At 57.3% G+C, this 19,488-nt stretch carries 15 protein-coding genes; 9 read left to right on the top strand and 6 right to left on the bottom strand.

All coding sequences use genetic code 11. The features are described from left to right. Window positions 1-152: 152 nt before the first annotated feature. Window positions 153-1,748 carry a phosphate ABC transporter substrate-binding/OmpA family protein gene (locus tag YBN1229_RS16395; protein ID WP_082101183.1) on the top strand — a complete coding sequence of 532 codons (1,596 nt, stop codon included), beginning with the start codon at window positions 153-155 and terminating at the stop codon, window positions 1,746-1,748. Window positions 1,749-1,811: 63 nt separating this feature from the next. Next, complete coding sequence (locus YBN1229_RS16390; protein ID WP_046479293.1) at window positions 1,812-2,807, top strand: Bug family tripartite tricarboxylate transporter substrate binding protein; 996 nt, start codon at window positions 1,812-1,814, stop codon at window positions 2,805-2,807. Window positions 2,808-2,813: 6 nt separating this feature from the next. Here YBN1229_RS16390 and YBN1229_RS16385 read toward each other — a convergent pair whose 3' ends face one another. Then, window positions 2,814-3,413 (bottom strand): nucleotidyltransferase family protein, encoded by a 600-nt coding sequence (locus YBN1229_RS16385; protein ID WP_046479292.1) that lies wholly within the window; start codon window positions 3,411-3,413, stop codon window positions 2,814-2,816. Then, window positions 3,410-4,510 carry an XdhC family protein gene (locus YBN1229_RS16380; RefSeq protein WP_152025028.1) on the bottom strand — a complete coding sequence of 367 codons (1,101 nt, stop codon included), beginning with the start codon at window positions 4,508-4,510 and terminating at the stop codon, window positions 3,410-3,412. The genes YBN1229_RS16385 and YBN1229_RS16380 overlap by 4 nt, the downstream gene beginning before the upstream one ends. A gap of 274 nt (window positions 4,511-4,784) precedes the next feature. Here YBN1229_RS16380 and cysD point away from each other — a divergent pair, with 274 nt between their 5' ends. From cysD to YBN1229_RS16365, 3 genes are all read left to right on the top strand, one after another. After that, window positions 4,785-5,723: a sulfate adenylyltransferase subunit CysD gene (gene cysD / locus YBN1229_RS16375; RefSeq protein ID WP_046479291.1), complete on the top strand. Its 939-nt coding sequence runs from the start codon at window positions 4,785-4,787 to the stop codon at window positions 5,721-5,723. Further along, the gene (gene cysN / locus YBN1229_RS16370) at window positions 5,723-7,648 is read left to right on the top strand and encodes a sulfate adenylyltransferase subunit CysN (protein WP_082101182.1); all 1,926 of its coding nucleotides are present in this window, start codon (window positions 5,723-5,725) and stop codon (window positions 7,646-7,648) included. Before cysD ends, cysN begins: the two co-directional genes overlap by 1 nt. Window positions 7,649-7,712: 64 nt before the next feature. After that, window positions 7,713-9,158, top strand: a complete 1,446-nt coding sequence (locus YBN1229_RS16365; protein ID WP_046479290.1) for an FAD-binding oxidoreductase — start codon at window positions 7,713-7,715, stop codon at window positions 9,156-9,158. Here YBN1229_RS16365 and YBN1229_RS16360 read toward each other — a convergent pair. From YBN1229_RS16360 to YBN1229_RS16345, 4 genes are all read right to left on the bottom strand, one after another. Further along, complete coding sequence (locus YBN1229_RS16360; protein WP_046479289.1) at window positions 9,155-10,471, bottom strand: UDP-glucose dehydrogenase family protein; 1,317 nt, start codon at window positions 10,469-10,471, stop codon at window positions 9,155-9,157. The genes YBN1229_RS16365 and YBN1229_RS16360 overlap by 4 nt on opposite strands. Before the next feature lie 236 nt (window positions 10,472-10,707). Continuing rightward, entirely contained in the window at window positions 10,708-13,233 is a 2,526-nt protein-coding gene (gene hrpB / locus YBN1229_RS16355; RefSeq protein ID WP_046479288.1) for an ATP-dependent helicase HrpB, read from the bottom strand. A 58-nt stretch (window positions 13,234-13,291) separates the two neighbouring features. After that, complete coding sequence (locus tag YBN1229_RS16350; protein ID WP_046479287.1) at window positions 13,292-14,167, bottom strand: phosphoribulokinase; 876 nt, start codon at window positions 14,165-14,167, stop codon at window positions 13,292-13,294. Between the two features lie 107 nt (window positions 14,168-14,274). After that, complete coding sequence (locus YBN1229_RS16345; RefSeq protein ID WP_052744025.1) at window positions 14,275-15,327, bottom strand: class 1 fructose-bisphosphatase; 1,053 nt, start codon at window positions 15,325-15,327, stop codon at window positions 14,275-14,277. 241 nt (window positions 15,328-15,568) lie between these two features. Between YBN1229_RS16345 and YBN1229_RS16340 the strand changes: the two genes are divergently transcribed. The 4 genes from YBN1229_RS16340 (at window position 15,569) to sucD (ending at window position 19,407) form a co-directional block, all read left to right on the top strand. Beyond that, window positions 15,569-16,633, top strand: a complete 1,065-nt coding sequence (locus YBN1229_RS16340) for a glycosyltransferase family 2 protein (RefSeq protein WP_244464951.1) — start codon at window positions 15,569-15,571, stop codon at window positions 16,631-16,633. Further along, entirely contained in the window at window positions 16,630-17,100 is a 471-nt protein-coding gene (locus tag YBN1229_RS16335) for a GtrA family protein (RefSeq protein WP_090228452.1), read from the top strand. The genes YBN1229_RS16340 and YBN1229_RS16335 overlap by 4 nt, the downstream gene beginning before the upstream one ends. 244 nt (window positions 17,101-17,344) lie before the next feature. Continuing rightward, the gene (locus YBN1229_RS16330) at window positions 17,345-18,529 is read left to right on the top strand and encodes a succinate--CoA ligase subunit beta (protein ID WP_046479285.1); all 1,185 of its coding nucleotides are present in this window, start codon (window positions 17,345-17,347) and stop codon (window positions 18,527-18,529) included. Next, window positions 18,529-19,407, top strand: coding sequence for a succinate--CoA ligase subunit alpha (gene sucD, locus YBN1229_RS16325; RefSeq protein ID WP_046479284.1), 879 nt, complete (start codon window positions 18,529-18,531; stop codon window positions 19,405-19,407). The genes YBN1229_RS16330 and sucD overlap by 1 nt, the downstream gene beginning before the upstream one ends. The last annotated feature ends 81 nt before the right edge of the window (window positions 19,408-19,488 follow it).

Here is a 19,488-nt window from a genome sequence, read left to right as displayed (position 1 = left end):
GATATGCGTAAAAAATCAACCATGAAGATCAAAAACACGCGCTCTTGTACCGGAGCGCCCCTAGGAAAAACAATATTGGAAGATTGTTTGACCGCGGACGGGCCGAAACGATAACGCGGCACCGCTAGAGTTTTGCGTGGGGAGGGTGGGCAATGGCCGGATGGGTCAGTTCCGCAAGGGCCGTGTGCGTACTAATACTATTTTCATTGATATCTTCATTTACCGCCGCGGCAGAAGAGGTTCGGTTACGCCTCAAAGGCGGAGACTTTGAAATCGTAGGGGACTTGGTTTCCTTCGACGGACGGACATACGTCGTCCTATCCCCTCTCGTCGGTCGCATGAAGGCAGACGCATCACGCTTTGAATGCATCGGCGGAGCCTGCCCGAATCTCACGACGACAACGCAGCCGATACCGGCCAAATTAGCGCCACTACCAGCGTCGGGTAAAATGGCCATAGCCGGCTCCCACACTATCGGTCATGCGCTTATGCCTGCTCTGATTGAGGCTTACGCTGACACTTTGGGACTGTCCGTTTCCACCGCGGTTGGATCTGATCCCAAAAATACGACGGTGAAGCTGACATCATCAGACGGACGTCACGCAGGAACCATCGATCTCCGTCGGCAAGGTTCCGATACTGCGTTCACCGAACTCCGCGCGAAAACCTCCGAACTCACGATGTCATCGCGACCGATCGCCGATCTGGAGGCTACCGGCCTCGCCGCAGCCGGACTCGGCAATATGCATGCACCCACACATGAGCATGTCCTGGCACTGGATGGCTTGGTCGTTCTGGTCTCGCCGGACAATCCAGTCGTAGCAATATCAATTACCGATCTCGCCCGGGTATTTGCTGGCGAAATAACCGACTGGTCCGAACTTGGCGGCAGAGAGGGAGCAATCAACCTCTATGCCCCAGCGGACGGGTCCGGCACGTTGGACACGTTCCAAACGCTCGTGCTTGAACCGAACGGCAAACAAATGGCCGAAAGCGCCAAGCGCACCTCCGATGACGCGGAACGATCAAACTGGATAATTGCAGACCCCTCCGGCATTACATTTGCCAGCATTGCCTACCAGCGAAATGCCAAGGCTCTCAATATCGAATCCTCGTGTGGTCTTATCTCCCGGCCCTCTCGCTTCGCAATGAAGACCGAGGAATACCCGCTCACCCGCCGCCTCTACTTGTACACGCCGGGACGCCCGAAAAATCCGCTCGCAGCTCGCTTCTTGGACTTCACCTTATCTGAGCAAGCGCAGCCTGCCATTGCACGCACCGACTTTATCGATCTGGGCAGCGACTCCCTCACCTTCCGAGACCAGGGGGCTCGGATCGCCTACGCTTTGAACGCGCACGATGAAGATTTCGATCTCGACGCAATGCGCCAACTGATCAGCGAGATTGCTCAAGCCGAACGGCTCACGACGACATTCCGCTTCAAAAGTGGATCAGTCGGGCTCGACAACAAAGGTCGGCAAGACATTGAGCGCCTCGTCACGACAGTGCAATCACCCAAATTCCGCGACCGCCAGCTACTCGTCCTCGGTTTCTCCGATGCTGTTGGCGGCTACGACGAGAACCTAAGACTCTCTGAGGTACGCGCAACGGCAGTCGCAGATCTCCTAAAAAAATCCGGCGTCACCAACGCAATCGCCAAAGGATACGGCGAGTTAGCACCCGTGGCCTGCAACGACACCCCCGCCAGCCGCAACTACAATCGTCGCGTCGAAATCTGGGTGAAATAGCTTCGCTCCGGCAGCGGTGCGCTTTCGCTGCAAGGCAAATCGCCTAAGAACTTGGAGGATAGGATGCTGCGATTGCATCTTCGCCAACTCAGGATAGGCGTAGCCTTCATCCTGGCCGCTTTGCTCTCCACATGCGTAACAGCAGCGGCTCAATGGCAACCAAACAAGCCCGTAACGTTTATTGTAATGGCGGGTCGCGACGGCGGTGCGGACAAGGCCACCCGCTTCATTGTCGATCTCATCGAACGCAATCAACTGACCAAGGCAAAATTCGAGGTCGTGAACATTCCAGGCAACTCCGGCGCAGACGCACTTCAGGAGTTGCAGCGACGCGCTGGCGACGACCATATAATTCTGTTCACGCTCAATAGCTTCTACACAACACCCATTGATAAACCGGAACTCAAGATCGACATCGGCGCCTTCGCACCCATCGCGCGTTTGGCCGAAGATGTGTTTCTGCTCTGGGTGCATACAGACCGCAAAGACATCAACACGATCGAGGACTTCGTACGCGAGGCACGCACCAAGGGTAAGGATTGGGTCATGTCCGGTACGGGGACAGGAGCTGAAGATCATTTACTGACGGAGTTCTTGAATGCCACCTTCGGACTCGACATGTCCTATCGCGCCCTCAAAGGCGGCGGCGCGGTAGCCAAGGAGCTAACCGAGAAGCTGTGCGACTCGACGGTCAACAATCCGTCTGAGCAACGCAAGTACTACGAAGCCGGCATTACCAAGCCAATCGTAGCCATTACCCCGGCAAGGATCACCCAATTCCAATCTACTCCCACTCTTCGGGAAACCGGCATGGACTTCAACTACTTCATGCAGCGCTCTGTCGTCGGGCCACCCTCCATGACCAAAGCAGCTCAAGCCTACTACGCCGATCTATTCAAACGGGTTTTCACATCCGCTGACTGGCAAAACTACAGAAAGAAGAACAGCCTAAGCGGAGAATGGCTATCCGGACCGGACCTCGCGGCATATTGGCTTAAGGAGCGCGAAAAGCACGCGCGCTGGAAGATGACGATCGAAGTCTTGAGGCCCGCGCCCTGACCTCGTTCAGTGGACACGCCCACCCAGCAAACGAACAAAGTCCTCCGGCGTATCGACATCTGCGAACAAACTGGCATCGCTTTGCGGAACTTGAACGACCTGTTCACGCAGCTCATCGAGAAGCTTCTTGCCGCCCTCAGAGCCGAGAGCTTTCAACGCTTCGAAATGCGCTGCCGGCCACAAAACAGGATTGCGCTGTTCGCCGCTCGGTGTCACCGGCACAATGATCTTGCGCCCACCCTCGCTTGCAAAGCACGCGATCAATTGATCTAAAAATTCCGACGTCATGCCCGGCATATCCGCTGGCAGGACGAACGCCCCGGAGACACTTGTGTCCAATGCCGCAACCCCCGCGGCGATCGAAGTTCCCATCCCCAACGCGGCTTTCGGATTTTCAACGATGGAAACCGGAAGTCCGAGGAGCGCCGTAACCACATTCACGGCGGCGGGCTGCGTTACGACGAGGCATACTGCAACGCGGCTCGCGACAACGGCTTCGCAGACCTTGCGTACCAATGCTGTCCCATCGAGTTCCGCGGTAAGCTTGTCGGCAGCGCCAAACCGACGCGAAAAGCCAGCCGCCGGGATGACACAGCCAATTTTCATTTTCTCCGCGGTCCCCGATAAGTCAGGACAATTTCAGCTAGGATTGAAAGCGCAATCTCTTCAGGCGTCCGCGCCCCAATGTCGAGCCCAACCGGCGAGTGCACACGATCGATTTCTTCAGACGCAAGGCCGGCAGCAGCGAGCCGCTCTCGGCGTCTTACGTGATTACGTGTGGACCCCAGCGCTCCGATATAGCGACAGTCACTCTTCACCGCCAACTTGAGCGCTTCATCGTCAATGTGCTCGACATGCGAAAGCGTAACCACGGCCGAATACTCATCAAGGCCAAGTTCCGGTATCGCATCCTGTGGCCAGGCAACAATAACGTTTCGATCTCGAAAACGCGGCAAGGCTGCATACGCCTCACGGGGATCGACGATGACAACATCAAGGTCAACCAACGGTGCCATCGATGCGAGAGCCTGAGCTGTGTGCGTTCCTCCGATAACGATGATACGAGCACGGGGCACCACGGCCTGAAGGAAGACTTTACGTCCATCCACTTGGGCTAGCCCACTATGCCCGGAAGCCAATCGCTCCTTGACTTCAGCTGGCGCGTTATCGCCCGGCTTGAAAAGGTCTCGCTGACCCGTATCAAGCTGACGCAACGCGACGATCGGACGACGACCTTCGCGCGCCGTAATCACTTCATCGATGAAAGCCAAATCATCATCTGGCGTAAGCCGCTCGACAAACACCATAATGCGCCCGCCACACGGCAGCCCGGCCTGCCAAGCCGTCTCATTGGTGATGCCGAATTCCAGCAGCCGCGGCGTACCGGTCTCAATGATCTCGGTCGCCGCCACGATCACCTCGTTTTCGACACAGCCACCCGAAACCGATCCCTGGAAATTTGCACCATCGGCTATCACCATCTGACCGCCGATTGGAACAGGTGACGATCCCCAGGTGTCCGCGACAGTCGCTAGGCCGATCGTCCAGCCTTCGCGAAGCCACGTTTGGCATTGCTTCGCAATATCAAGCGCCGCTTCGGCTGGTTTTCCGCCGGCGTCAGCTTTCGAGGTTATCGTGAGGTTCACATCATCACCTATCGCATTGCACTTCATATCAGTCGGCCCTGCCTCGGAGATCGCCATAACGTCTCACTGAAGGATCTTAGGAGATAGAGCAGGTTATCCCGCGCAACACATAAGCCGCCTTCAAAATATGATGAAGACGGCGCACACTTAAGCTAATGGTCTCGGCCCGACATACCGGATAAGGCCAACGGAGTGCCATTTGCAGCTGTGGCTCACGGGCCACTCGCGTAACCACAGCCCCATTCCCCTTGGTCAAACCAAGCCCACAATAGCCCATAAGCTAACAGTCGGATCTTGACTGCGGGCCCTACAGCGGCTTTCAAAGTTGAGTATGCCATCGGCACAGGGGAGCGAGGGACCAAATTCTGTGAGAAATACCGATCATCTGAGAGACTTGGAGTCGGAAGCGATCCATATCTTTCGCGAAGTCGCAGGTCAATTCGAGCGTCCAGTGATGATGTACTCGATCGGCAAGGATTCCTCCGTCCTGCTGCATCTCGCACTCAAAGCCTTTTATCCCGCGAAACCGCCCTTCCCTTTGCTTCATGTCGATACCGGCTGGAAGTTCCGCGAAATGATCGCCTTTCGCGATAACGTCGCGCACCGGTACGGTCTCGAACTGATCGTCCACATGAATCAGGAAGGCATCGAGCAGGGCATCGGTCCAATAAGCCACGGCAGCGCTCTGCATACGGACGTCATGAAGACGCAAGGTTTGCGTCGGGCACTTGAGAAATATCGCTTCGATGCTGCAATCGGTGGCGCGCGCCGTGACGAGGAAAAGTCGCGCGCTAAAGAGCGGATATTCTCTCACCGCACAGCCGATCACCGTTGGGACCCCAAACAGCAACGCCCGGAACTCTGGCATCTCTACAATGGTCGCTTGGCGCCTGGGGAAAACATGCGCGTGTTCCCCCTATCGAATTGGACCGAACGCGACGTGTGGGACTACATCGCGCAAGAAGAGATTCCGATCGTCCCATTATACCTCGCCGCCCCGCGCCCCATCGTTGAGCGCGACGGTGCACTCATTATGGTGGACGACAACCGTTTGCCGCTGAAACCCGGCGAGATCCCGCAACAACGTATGGTGCGCTTCCGCACGCTCGGCTGCTATCCGCTCACGGGCGCCATCGTATCCGAAGCTACAACCGTCGAAGAAATCATCGCCGAACTCGAAGCGTCACGCACATCTGAACGGCAGGGCCGGGTCATCGACCGCGACCAATCCGGCTCGATGGAGAAGAAGAAGGAGGAGGGGTACTTCTAATGGCAGAGACCGCCGTAAGCCGCTTCACCCCAAATTCTTCGCCAACGATTTCAGCCACTAATGAAGCGGCTGAAGCCAACATGCCGCTCCTGCGCTTCCTGACGTGCGGCAGCGTCGACGACGGTAAGAGCACGCTCATTGGCCGCATGCTTTACGATTGCCAGCTGGTCCATGACGATACTCTGGAAGCACTGGAAAACGAAAGCCGCAGTTACGGCACAACCGGTCGTGAGATTGACCTGGCATTGCTTGTCGACGGCCTGCAAGCCGAGCGCGAACAAGGCATCACAATCGACGTTGCATATCGATACTTCGCAACATCCAAACGCAAGTTCATCGTCGCCGACACTCCGGGTCACGAACAATACACGCGCAATATGGTCACTGGAGCATCGAGCGCCGACCTTGCAATCATACTTGTCGATGCCAGAAAAGGCGTCATCACCCAAACACGACGACACAGCTGCATCGCCCACTTGCTCGGCATCAAACACATCGTCCTGGCCATCAATAAAATGGATCTTGCGGGCTTCGATCAGACGCGATTTGCCGAAATCGAAAGCAACTACAGAACTTTCGCCGCAGAACTTGGCCTCACGAACATCACTGCAATTCCGATCTCGGCACTCGATGGCGACAACATCTCATCCTTGAGCGTACGCACACCTTGGTATCGTGGCCCCGCTCTTCTCCAGCATCTGGAAAGCGTCGTTGTTGACAGCTCGATAGCCTCCGCACCGCTGCGGATGCCGGTTCAATGGGTGTGTCGTCCGGACCTCGATTTCCGCGGCTATGCTGGTACGATCCAAGCAGGATCCGTAAGCGTTGGTGACAGGATCACGGTACTTCCCGCCGGGCGATCGACCCAAGTCGCAAGCATCGTGACTTATGATGGCGATTTGGAACGCGCCACCGTTGGCGACGCGGTGGTTCTAACACTTGCAGACGAAATCGACGTAAGCCGCGGCGATGTGATTTGCGCTGCGGATGTGCGGGCCGAGGTCGCCGACCAATTCGCAGCCGACATCGTCTGGATGAGCGAACGTCCGCTCATGCGTGGACGCCCCTACATTCTCCGTTGTGGTCAGCAATCGACCGTCTGTCAGATCAGCGAGCTCAAACACAAGATCAACGTTGAAACGTTGGAGCACACCGCAGGTCGCGAAATGGAGCTCAACGCAATCGGCCTCTGTAATCTCTCGCTGTCTAAGCCCATTGTCTTCGACACTTACGCTGATAATCGCGAGGCCGGCGGTTTCATCCTTATCGACCGACTTACAAATGAAACAGTCGGCGCCGGTATGATCCGCTTCGCGCTGCGCCGCGCGCACAACATCCATTGGCAAGCCGTTGATATCGACAAACACCAGCGCGCCGCGATGAAAGGCCAGAAGGCCTGCTGCATTTGGTTTACGGGCCTTTCTGGCTCGGGAAAATCCACGGTCGCCAACTTGCTCGAAAAGCGCCTCCACGCCCTCGGCCGTCACACATACATTCTCGATGGCGACAACGTACGCCACGGACTGAACCGCGACCTTGGCTTCACCGAATCGGATCGCGTCGAGAATATCCGCCGTGTTGCAGAAGTCGCGCGTCTCATGGTTGACGCTGGGCTTCTAACCCTCGTCTCGTTCATTTCCCCGTTCCGGGCTGAACGGCGCCTGGCCCGCGAGCGTTTTGAAGACAGCGAGTTTTTTGAGCTGTTCGTCGACACCCCTTTGGAAATCTGCGAAACGCGCGATCCAAAAGGCCTATATCGCAAGGCCCGCGCGGGCGAAATCGCGAACTTCACCGGCATCTCGTCCCCTTACGAAGCGCCGGAAAATCCAGAACTTCGGCTCCAGGGCGGCACCCTCGCCCCAGAAGCCCTGGTTGATGAAATTATTCGAACCCTGGAAATGAAGGGGATTATTGATAAGCATTAGCGGCAAACGGACAGGCTCTCCCCAATCGGGCAATCAGCCGGTTCGCAAACCGCGAGCATAACGAATGAACGATCGGTCCATCTCCGGACTCTTGCCACCTTCACCTTCCGCAATTGAACAGCTGATTGCGATTGTCGGCCACGAGCACGCGTTAACCGACCCGCACGATCAAGCGCCATTCCTGCGCGAATGGCGCGGTCGTTATGTGGGCCGCACGCCGCTCGTGCTGCGCCCGGGATCTACTGCCGAGGTCTCCGCCATCATGGAGATCGCAAATCGCAAACGTTTCGCCATCGTCACACAAGGTGGAAATACGGGGCTTGTCGGCGGACAGATTCCGGCGGAAACCGGCTACGAGATCATTCTGACAACCAATCGCTTGCATCGTATCCGCGACGTCAATGCTGATGCTGGCCACATGACTGCAGAAGCTGGCGTCACGCTCGCGGAAGTCCAGGCCCGAGCGGCTGCAGTCGATCGCCTTTTTCCATTAAGCCTCGCATCTGAGGGAACATGTACAATCGGCGGAAACCTCGCAACAAACGCCGGCGGTGTCGCCGTCCTAGCCTATGGCTCCGCACGTCAGCTCGTCTTGGGCCTTGAAGTTGTACTGGCCGATGGGCGCGTTTGGGATGGCCTGCGCGCCTTGAAGAAGGACAACACGGGCTACGACCTGAAACAGCTCTTCGTCGGCTCCGAAGGCACGCTCGGTATTATCACCGCCGCTGTTTTGAAACTCTTTCCGGCGCCAGCCACGAAATCCACCGCACTCGTCGCTCTTCCCCGCCTGGATGCAGCGCTCCAGTTTTTTCGCGCCGCTGAGCGCGCCGCCGGTCACAACCTGACGGCTTTCGAGTTCATTTCCCGAGAATCTCTGGACGTCGTTTTACGTCATGTCGAAGGCGCCCGCACGCCGTTTAACGACCTGAACCAGCCATGGTACGTATTAATCGAAATCTCGAGCACCGCGCAGATCGGAGAACCCGACGATCTGATGCAGACGGTGCTTGGCGAGGCGCTTGAGAACGGGCTCATCACCGACGCGGTCCTTGCAAGGTCTATCTCGCAATCCGAAGCCCTTTGGAAACTCCGCGAGACGCTGTCCGAAGCCCAACGGTTCGAAGGCGGCAGCATCAAGCACGACATTTCCGTGCCCGTCGGACGCATTCCCGAATTCATCGCGCGTGCAGCCCCCATTGTGGAGAGCATCTGCCCCGGATGCCGCCCGATCGTGTTCGGTCATTTTGGCGACGGCAACATTCACTACAATATTTCACAGCCGTTAGAGATGGATAAGGCCGCCTATCTCAAGCTGTGGGAACCGATGAATGAAGCGGTTCACACCCTCGTCACCGAACTTGGTGGCTCGATTTCGGCAGAACACGGCATTGGCCGAATGAAACGCGAAGCGCTCACACACTTCCGCAGTCAAGTTGAACTGGACCTAATGCGTCAGCTCAAGCAGACTTTCGATCCACAAGGCATTCTCAATCCCGGCAAGCTGATTTAGTCAGCGGAGACCGGCCGCCCAATGCTGTGGTAACGCAAGCCCGCGGCTTGTGCAGCGTCCGCGCTGAAAATATTGCGAAGATCAACGAGCACATCACCGGACATGCGTGCACGTGCAGCCTTCAGGTCCAAAGCACGAAACTCGTTCCATTCCGTCAGCACCACCGCGACATCAGCCCCTAAGATCGCATCGTTGGCATCCGCACACCACGTAACGCCGGGCAACAGAGGCTCAGCTTGCTTTTGGCCTTGCGGGTCATAGACTCGCACGGTGGCTCCACGCTCCTGCAGCATGGGCACAATCACTAAGCTTGGAGCATCGCGCATATCATCCGTGTTGGGTTTGAACGTAACCCCAAGCACCGCGATCGTCTTATCGCGCACCGAACCGTTAGCCGCCTTCACGATACGGCCGGCCATTGCGATCTTGCGCTCGTCATTGACGATTTGCACTTGTTCAATGATCGACAAGGGCGACTTGCTTTCCCGTGCGGTACGGATGATCGCTGACACATCCTTCGGGAAGCACGACCCACCGTAACCGGGCCCAGGGTGCAAAAACTTATCGCCAATACGCCGATCTTTGCCGATAGCAGAGGCGACTTCCTGCACGTTTGCGCCAACCTCTTCACAAAGGTCCGCGATTTCGTTGATGAAGCTGATTTTAAGCGCCAGGAACGCATTGGCCGCGTACTTAGCCAGCTCCGCAGACTCGCGTGACACAAACATAACCGGAGCATTCCGGATAGAGAGAGGCTTATAAAGCTTCTCCATCACTTCTTGTGCTCGCGCATCATCGAGACCAACGAGCACCCGATCCGGATGGGTAAAGTCCTGAATCGCCGACCCCTCCCGCAGGAACTCGGGATTCGAGCAAACGGCGTATTCGGCATCTGGCCTTAAGGCCGCAAGTCGACGCTGGATTTCACGGCTTGTCCCGACAGGTACAGTCGATTTCGTCGTAATGACTGTGAAGCCATCCAGATACGGTGCTAGTTCTTCGACGGCCCCGTAGACGTAAGACAGATCCGCGTGCCCATCACCACGACGCATCGGCGTACCAACGGCGAGAAACACGATATCGGCAGCCTTTACTGCCGGTCCCAGATCCCCTGAGAAGCGTAGACGGCCAGCGGCAATATTGCGCGCCATCAGATCGTCGAGCCCCGGCTCATAAATGGGAGAGCGGCCTTCTTCCATCTGCTTCAGGCGCTCGGGGTTATTGTCGACGCAGGTTACGTCGAAACCAAACTCGGAAAAGCACGCCGCCGACACGAGACCCACGTAACCGGCACCAATCATGCAGATTTTCACGAACCAACCCCCATCGCTCTATGGTAGGACCGTCCAGGCACCTACCCGGTTACTGCGTTCGCTAGCCCGATATGGCTGCAAAAAGCAACCGTTAGTGCGCGTCCACAACGTCGCCGCAGTGATAAACGGTAGTGTGTGACAGTTTGTTGTCAGCTAAGTCGTGAGTAGGCCCCGACAAATTGAAGCAGGCCCCCTGCCGCGACAATCGTACAAAGCAAGGGAATGTCTGATCAATTTCAGCGCCGCGGCTTTGCACGGTGGGTCGCTTCTGCGCGCGCTGGATCATCCGGCCAGACGTGCTTGGGATACCTCCCCTTCATGTCCGCGCGGACGGCCGCCCAGGACCCCGCCCAGAATCCGGGCAGATCGCGCGTGATCTGGATAGGACGGTGGGCAGGCGAAAGAAGGTGCAGCGTCAGAGGGAGACGCCCTTTGGCGATCGCGGGATGTTCCGTCAGCCCAAACAATTCCTGCACCCGGATATGCAGTGCCGGTGCCCCCGCCGTTTCATAGTCGATAGCGTGTCGATTGCCGGTCGGGGCAAGGAAATGCGTCGGCGCTTCCTCATCGAGGTCTCGCCGTTGTTCCCACGACAGCAGCATATCCAAACCCGCCGAAAGATCCCCCGCGTTGAGGTCACTTGCCCGCAGCTTTCCAGCCAGAAACGGCGCCAGCCAAAGCTGAACCGTTTCAGCGAGCGCTGCATCGCCCAAGTCCGGCCAATCAGTCGGCGACTCCGCTCTCAAAAAGGCAACACGAGCCCTGAGTTGAATTTGCGCCTTGCTCCAAGGAAGTGCCGCGATCCCGATCTTTGCCAGCCCCTCCGCAAGCAGCTCTTGCGTCTCTTCGCTCGCCCGGACCTGCATCGGCTTAGCGGACAAAGTAATTGCCCCAAGCTTTTGCACCTCCCGTCCGCGCACACTCGATGACGGTGTATCGAAAGCGAGTTCCACCGACGATGTCATACGCGCGCCAGCAATCGCGACGATGTCATCCTCGCTCGCCTGCACTGCCAACAAAATACGGGTGGCGGCGGCACTACCCTGCAAATCAGCGACAACGAGATAAGGAGAACGCGCCAAAGCATCAGCCGTATCGAGACGCGCACCGCGGCCGTTGACCAATAAGTACTGGCCATCCGAACCACGTGATTTCGCGATGCGATCAGGATAAGCGCGCGCCAGATGACCAGCCAAACCGATGTCGCGTAGAGAGATTGGCTTCCGCAGTGAGACGAGACTGCGCGCCACACGCGCCCACTCCCCTGCTAAACGGCGCATGTCCTTTACCCGGCGTGAGGAATCTCTACGAAACTTAGCAAGCCTGACCGCCAGATCGGTGTCGTTGCCGCCGATCCCCCGCTCGACGATCACCGCCGCAATTTCGGCAGCCTCATCTTCACAGCCATCCTCTACGGCAGCAAATACCATGCGCGCCAATCGCGGAGGTAATGGGAGTGCGCGCAGAGCACGCCCCACGTCCGTGAGGCGGCCTTCAAGATCAAGCGCACCAAGCGCGACCAACTGGCTGCGTGCTGCATCAAGCGCAGCCGAAGGAGGTGCATCGAGCCAAGAGAGAGAAGTCGGATCCACGACGCCCCAATCGGCACAATCGAGCAGAAGCCCCGTGAGATCTGCCGTTCGAATTTCAGGCTCGGGAAACCGAGAAAGCGATGAAGTCTGTGCTTCATCCCACAAACGATAGCAGACGCCGGGCTCCATACGCCCCGCCCGGCCACGTCTCTGGTCCACGGACGAAAGCGGCGCGCGAACCGTAACAAGCCGCGTCACCCCAACATCAGGCTCAAACTGCGGCACCCGCGCCAAGCCGCTGTCGACCACAACGCGAATGCCTTCGATTGTGAGAGAAGTTTCAGCGATCGCGGTCGCAAGCACGACCTTTCGTTTACCCACCGGTGCTGGCGCAATAGCTTGGTCCTGGTCGCGTGGATCCATAGCGCCATAAAGGGGGGCAAGGATGACATCCCCCTTCATCGTCTCTTCTAGAGCTTCCGCGACGCGTATGATTTCCCGTTGGCCTGGTAGAAACGCAAGCACGGATCCAGGCTCCGAACGGACTGCCCGCATAATCGCGTCTTTGACCTGGTCCTCAATACGCCGCTCAACACTGCGCCCGAGATAGCGTGTTTCTACCGGATAGCTCCGCCCCTCACTGACAATGACCGGCGCACCATCCAATAAGCCCGCGACGCGATCAGCCGCCAGCGTCGCCGACATGACCAAAATACGCAGGTCCTGTCGCAGTCCCCGTCGCACATCCAGCGTGAGCGCCAATCCCAGATCGGCATCCAATGATCGCTCGTGAAACTCATCGAAAAGAACAGCCCCAATGCCTTCGAGCATCGGATCATCGAGGATCATGCGTGTGAACACGCCTTCCGTGACAACCTCGACCCGGGTCTTACGCCCCACCCGCGAGTTGAGGCGCGCCCGGAGTCCTACGGTCTCACCGAGTTCCTCTCCCAGGCTCCTGGCCATCCGCTCCGCAGCACCGCGAGCAGCAATGCGTCGAGGCTCCAGAACGATGATTTTGCGGCCATCCAGCCACGGAGCGTCAAGCAGCGCCAAAGGCACACGCGTCGTTTTACCTGCACCCGGCGGAGCCACCAGAACGGCGCTGGTCCCCTGAGACAGGGTATCCGACAGCTGTTCCAACACCTCGTCGACGGGGAGCGGCTCAGCAAACGGATTGGGATTGGAACCGGTCCCCTTCGCGCTTTTGCCACCGGTAGGTCGGCTCAAAATCAGACATCCTTTTCAGAGAACGGACGTCATGCGCGTCCACTCGCTCTCGCGGAATTTAGAAGACCCTGCGACGCCGCTCCACAAGCTGCATGATCATCGGCGTCAGAATGAGCTGCATCGCAAGGTCCATGCGGCCGCCTGGAATGACAATCGAATTCGCCCGCGACATGAAGCTGCCCTGGATCATCGCCAGCAAATACGAAAAGTCGATTCCACGCGGTGTTTTAAACCGGATGACAACCATCGACTCCTCAAGCGTCGGGATCCACCGCGCGATGAACGGATTAGAGGTATCCACCATTGGAACGCGCTGAAAATTGATATCCGTCTCCGAAAACTGCGGACAAATATATTTTACGTAATCCGGCATCCGGCGAAGGATCGTGTCCGTCACCGCCTCTGTTGAATACCCACGGGTCGACTTATCGCGATGGATTTTCTGTATCCATTCGAGGTTGATCACCGGCACCACGCCAATTTTGAGATCCGCATGGCGCGCAATGTTGATGTCCTTGGTGACGAGGGCGCCGTGAAGCCCTTCGTAGAACATGAGATCTGACCCCTCCGGCAGATCCTTCCAGGGAGTGAAACGCCCCACCGGGACACCGAAACGTGCCGCCACCTCGTCATCATGAACGTAATGACGAGTCCGGCCGGTGCCGTTCTCCCCGTAAGTTTTGAACGTACGCTCAAGCTCCTCGACCAAGTTGCCTTCAACACCGAAGTGGCTGATCACACCCTCGCCGTTTTGAGTCGATTTCTCCGTGGCCTTTTGCATCTCGAAGCGGTCGTAACGATGAAAAGCGTCTCCCTCCAGAAACACGGCGTTGACGCGCTCCCGGCGGAAGATCTGCTCGAACGTTTGCCTGACTGCCGTCGTCCCGGCCCCTGAAGACCCTGTGACCGAGATGATCGGATGCTTGGCTGACATGACCTTGGATACCTTTTTTGGAAATACGTTCTAGGGATGGAATGAGGAGCGCTTAACCTAACAATGCGAAGCATGCAGGCGCCGCTATCTTCACACCTTACGTCCCGTCAGAGGCGGAACAAACCGCGGCGCCCAAAGAGTGGGGAGCGCTCGCCGTGCGCCCGCGGATGCGTATAGAGGCGATCAACATAATCGACCTCCGCGCGCGACCCGACGAGAATAGGAACTCGTTGATGCAGGGCCTTGGGAACGATATCGAGAATGCGCTCGCGCCCTGTCGACGCTGCCCCACCCGCCTGCTCGACGAGCAATGCAATCGGATTGGCTTCATAGATGAGACGAAGCCGCCCGTGCTCATAGCCTTCACGTTGATCAGCCGGATAGATATAGATCCCGCCCCGCATAAAAATGCGATAGATTTCGGCAACAAGTGATCCGATCCAACGCATGTTGAAGTCGCAGCCACGCACTCCCTCGACGCCCTGCAAGCAGTCGTCGACGTAAATGCGGATCGCCTCGTCCCAATGTCGATAGTTCGATGCGTTGATTGCATATTCTCTGGCCATCGCCGGAATTTGCACATTGCGTAGCGTCAGGAGAAAACGTCCGCTATCGGGATCGAAAGTGAAGATATGCGTCCCTTCACGGACGGTGAGCGCCATGAGCGTACTTGAGCCATGGACGACAAAGCCCGCAGCGAGCTGACTAGTCCCGGGCTGAAAGAAACAACAGTCTTCGACCCCACCGCACTGCATTGCGTGAAAGCGCGGCAATATTGAAAAGATTGTTCCGATCGCGGCATTGGTATCGATATTTGTTGTGCCATCCAACGGATCGATCGCTGCGACAAGCGGCTGGTCCGTCCGTATCGTTATGGGCCGCGCAGCTTCCTCACTCAGCATGGCGGCGACCGGTGCGTCCCGCAACGCATCCAACAGCAACGCATTGGCTTGGCGATCAAGCCCGGTTTGCTGATCCCCTCCCGCGGGCTTCAGCCCGACAACGTCGTGCCCCCCGGCGAGCTCACCACGATCCACAAGCCCGTGAAGTGCCAAAGCCGCCCGCGCTATAACCTCAACGGCCTGCGCCACCTCCCCACGCTCGGGGTCCTGCGCAGACCATCGCTCAAGAAATTGGACGAGGTCCCCCTCAATCGGCATGCTGTGGCAGACTCCCTAGTTCATGTATCCGGTGCTTCGGCACCTTTGGGCCAGATTCAATCGCGCCCCCACGCACAACGCAAGATATCTCCAAAATTATGTGCAAGCGGCGATCCCGATTAACCGAGTAAACATACTTTGCTCTAGCCAGAGCGCAGCTAATAAGCCAAATCAGCAGCATTGAAGATATGCGGCCTAACGCGCTGCAAATACTTAACGACTTGTGAACCACGAGGCCTTCTTGACGAAGGAGATCGACGAGCTGCCTGTCCGCAAACCGGCCACCTCCATAGCGACGTCGGGCCGGAGGCAGTCGTTGTCAATCGTAATCCCGTTGCTCAATGAGGCTAACGGCCTGCCCCGGCTGCTTGCCCGGCTTCTGCCCGTTCTCGAGCGGACAACATATGACTACGAGATCGTCTTTATAGACGATGGCTCAACAGACGCGACGCTATCGCAGCTACGCCAATTCAACGAAACTGACCCGCGTCTTAAGTCCGTTTCGTTCAGCCGCAACTTCGGCAAAGAAATCGCTGTTGCCGCCGGGCTACGCTACGCTAGAGGGGATGCAGTCATCCTCATGGATGCCGACTTGCAGCATCCTCCCGAAACGTTACCGCAATTCATTTCGCTGTGGGAGCGGGGTTACGACGATGTCTACGGTCAGAGGATGGATCGGGAATCCGACAGCGCCACTTACCGAATGATGGCACGCAGCTTCTACGCAATTTTCAAAGTGCTGTCCGGCACGCAACTACACGAAAACGCGGGCGACTTCCGTCTCTTAAGTCGACGCGCCGTTGACGCCCTCAATCAGCTCGGAGAACGCGCCCGCTTCAACAAAGGCCTCTTTGCCTGGATCGGCTTCCGCTCTATTGGCGTCCCCTATAACGTCGCCCAGCGGCAAGTGGGAGACGCGTCACGTTGGAGCACACGCCGGCTATTACGCTTCGCAATCGACGGCATCGCCTCTTTTACAACGATCCCATTGCGCATTTGGTCCTACATCGGCCTGCTCGTCTCGGCGTTCGCCTTCATCTACGCTGCGATTTTCTTATTAAAGACTCTAATTTTCGGCACTGATGTCGCCGGATTTCCAACCCTGATTATTTCAATCCTTCTGCTCGCGGGCGTTCAATTGATTTCACTGGGAATTATCGGCGAGTATCTAGGCCGCATCTATGATGAGGTGAAAGCGCGCCCACTCTTCCTTGTTGCCGAAGAGATTGGTTTTACCCCCAATCAGCCAGCCAAACCCGGCGAACCTCACCCTGACGTGGCTGAGGGACTGGAGCAGCGGCCTTGACGGACGATCCCAGAGAGGATGCCAACGCTTCTCCAACCAATGGTCGAAAGATGCGCGATGCCCTAGCCCACGGTGGCCGCTTTCTTATATCTGGAACGCTCGCCCTCACCGTCGATGCCGTCATATTGGCGCTGCTCTACCGCATCATCGGGCTCGACCCTTTTGTTTCCCGTATCTTTGCGATTTCCATTGCGATGGTTGTCGGCTGGTTGACCCACAGAACGTTTACGTTCGCTGTAAAACGGCCGCCGACGGTTCGTGAATTCACCGGGTATGCAAGCATCGCCTGGACGACGGCGGCGGCGAACTACGCCATCTATTCTGGGATCCTCATTGCGCAACCGACAACACCCCCGCTTGTCTCACTCTTCATCTCAAGCTTGATCACGATGGTGGTGAGCTACATGGGCATGAGATTTGGTGTTTTCGGTCGCCCAGGATCACATCACGGAACAGGCAATCGCTAAGAATGGGTTGAGTTGAACACGCCCCAAAGATCGATCGGAAATATACCACCTAATCCTCGACAACGATCAAAATTTGGTATACCGTATGCCATCAACAGCGACCTTGTCTCCGCGGCCGAACACTATACTTTCGTTCATCATCCTATATACCAACGCAAATGCGGCCCGGCTGACTGCCAGCAAAACGGAATGGCGCAGATCCGACCGCGTATAGGGGCTTGGGTTTACGCCAGAGGAAGCGTCGATGAACTTGCTTGAGTTTCAAGCAAAACGGCTCCTGGGCCGGTTTGCCATCGCCACCCCGATTGGCCAGGTTGCGGCGAGCGAGTCAGAAGCCTTTGAAGCCGCCCGGCGGCTCGGGTGCGATCGCTACGCGGTCAAGGCACAGGTCCCTCTTCTCGCGCGTATGAAATATAACGGCATCGCCTTCGCCTCGACACCGGAACAAGTACGCGCGCAGGCCCGATCGATGATCGGAAAGGCCTTGCGCATTGGCGAGACCCACTCAATCGGCGACATCGTCCAGCAAGTGCTCGTTGAAGAGCGCATCGAAAGCCTGCGCGAAATGTATGTCGCCATCACGCTGGACAGGTCGGCCGGCAAGTTGGTGATGCTCGCATCTGCAGTAGGCGGCGAAGCGATCGAAGAGCGGGCTGCTGCAGAACCGGGGTTGATTCATCGACTCGAATTGACACTTGAGAACAATAAGGCCGTCGCGGACTTCCACAGCTTGGCGTCCATCATCGCGGACACACCCGAAGTCGTAACCGGATTAGCCAATCTCTACCGCGACCTCGCTGACGCCGCTGTCGCGTACGAAGCGACGCTTATTGAAATTAATCCGCTGGCCCTAACGAAGGACGGTCGCCTCATCGCACTCGATGTAAAAATATCTGCCGACGACAGCGCACTCTACCGCCGCCCCGAGCTCGCCGCCTTGCGTCAGGAGAACGATCGGATCGTCTGCTCTCCAACCGAACTCGAAGCTCAGCGCTTCCAGATCAATTACGTCCCGCTCGACGGAGACGTTGGGGTAGTCGTCAACGGCGCCGGTCTTGCTCTGGCGACGTACGATCTCATCGTCGACGCCGGCGGACAGCCCGCGAATTTCATGGACATCCGCACCACCGCAACCAGCCTTGATATCGCGCATGGTTTCGGAATGCTCCTGACAAACTCACAGGTCAAATCCATTTTGGTCAACGTGCACGGCGGCGGCATGCAACGGTGTGACACCATCGCCGAAGGCATCGGCATCGCGCTGCGCCGTCATCCCCGTCAGATACCTATCGTGATTTGTATGGCAGGAAACAACGCCGATTTCGCGCGCACCATCCTGGAAAACAACGGCACACGTTACGTCGCCGTCAGCGATATGGCGGACGCCGCCCAGCAGGCGGTCGCGCTATCGAGAAGGAAAGCAGCCTGATGGCAGTACTCATTGGTCCAGAAACTAAGGTCCTTTGCCAGGGCATGACAGGCCGCACCGCAACTTTCCACTGTGGCCGGATGCTCTCTTACGGCACTCAGCTTGTCGCAGGTGTCGTGCCAGGTAAAGGTGGCAACCGACATCTGGATCTTCCCGTCTACAATCACGTTCGCGAAGCAATTGACGCAACTGGCGCCAATGCCACGATAGTTTTTGTGCCACCCAACAACGCGGCCGCAGCGATCATTGAAGCAATTGAAGCTGAGTTACCTTTGATCGTTTGCGTCACCGAACGAATACCCATTTTAGATATGGTCCGCGTCCGCCAGGCACTCATCGGCACCCAGACGCGTTTGATTGGTCCAAACTCACAAGGTATTCTGGTTCCGGGCGTAACGCAGTTGGGGGTCATGTCGACGGTCGACGCAAGCCCCGGGCGCATTGGAATCGCCTCTCGGTCAGCTTCATTAACCAGCGAAATAGTCCTACAAACGACACAAGCGGGACTCGGCCAGTCGACAACCATCGGCGTAGGCGGCGATCCGGTTCATGGCGTCGATTTGAAGACCTGCGTTAAACTTTTTCTGGATGATCCTGACACCGATGGCGTCATCGTAATTGGCGAAATCGGTGGAACGGAAGAAGAAGAAGCCGCAGAGCTGATCTCCGAGCTTAAGCCGACAAAGCCGATCGTAGCGCTTGTAGCCGGTCGTCACGCCCCGCCGGAGCGGCGCATGGGGCATGCCGGCGCATTTGCCTCATCGAGTGGCGGCGGAACGGCGCTTAGCAAGATCGCGGCCCTGCAATCAGCCGGCGTTGTCGTCGCACCCAACGCAGCCACAGTCGGCGAAACAATGCGGAAAACACTTGCCGTATAGACAAAGAAAAGAAGAGACGATGGCAGGAATAGACGACGCCGATTTGACCTAAGACTGGTTTTGATAGGAAATTTCAATCGG

Source organism: Candidatus Filomicrobium marinum (genome assembly GCF_000981545.1).
GTDB classification, from domain to species: domain Bacteria; phylum Pseudomonadota; class Alphaproteobacteria; order Rhizobiales; family Hyphomicrobiaceae; genus Filomicrobium; species Filomicrobium insigne.
The sequence above is the reverse complement of the archived record's forward strand: the minus strand, read 5'-3'. Positions and strand labels throughout refer to the sequence as shown.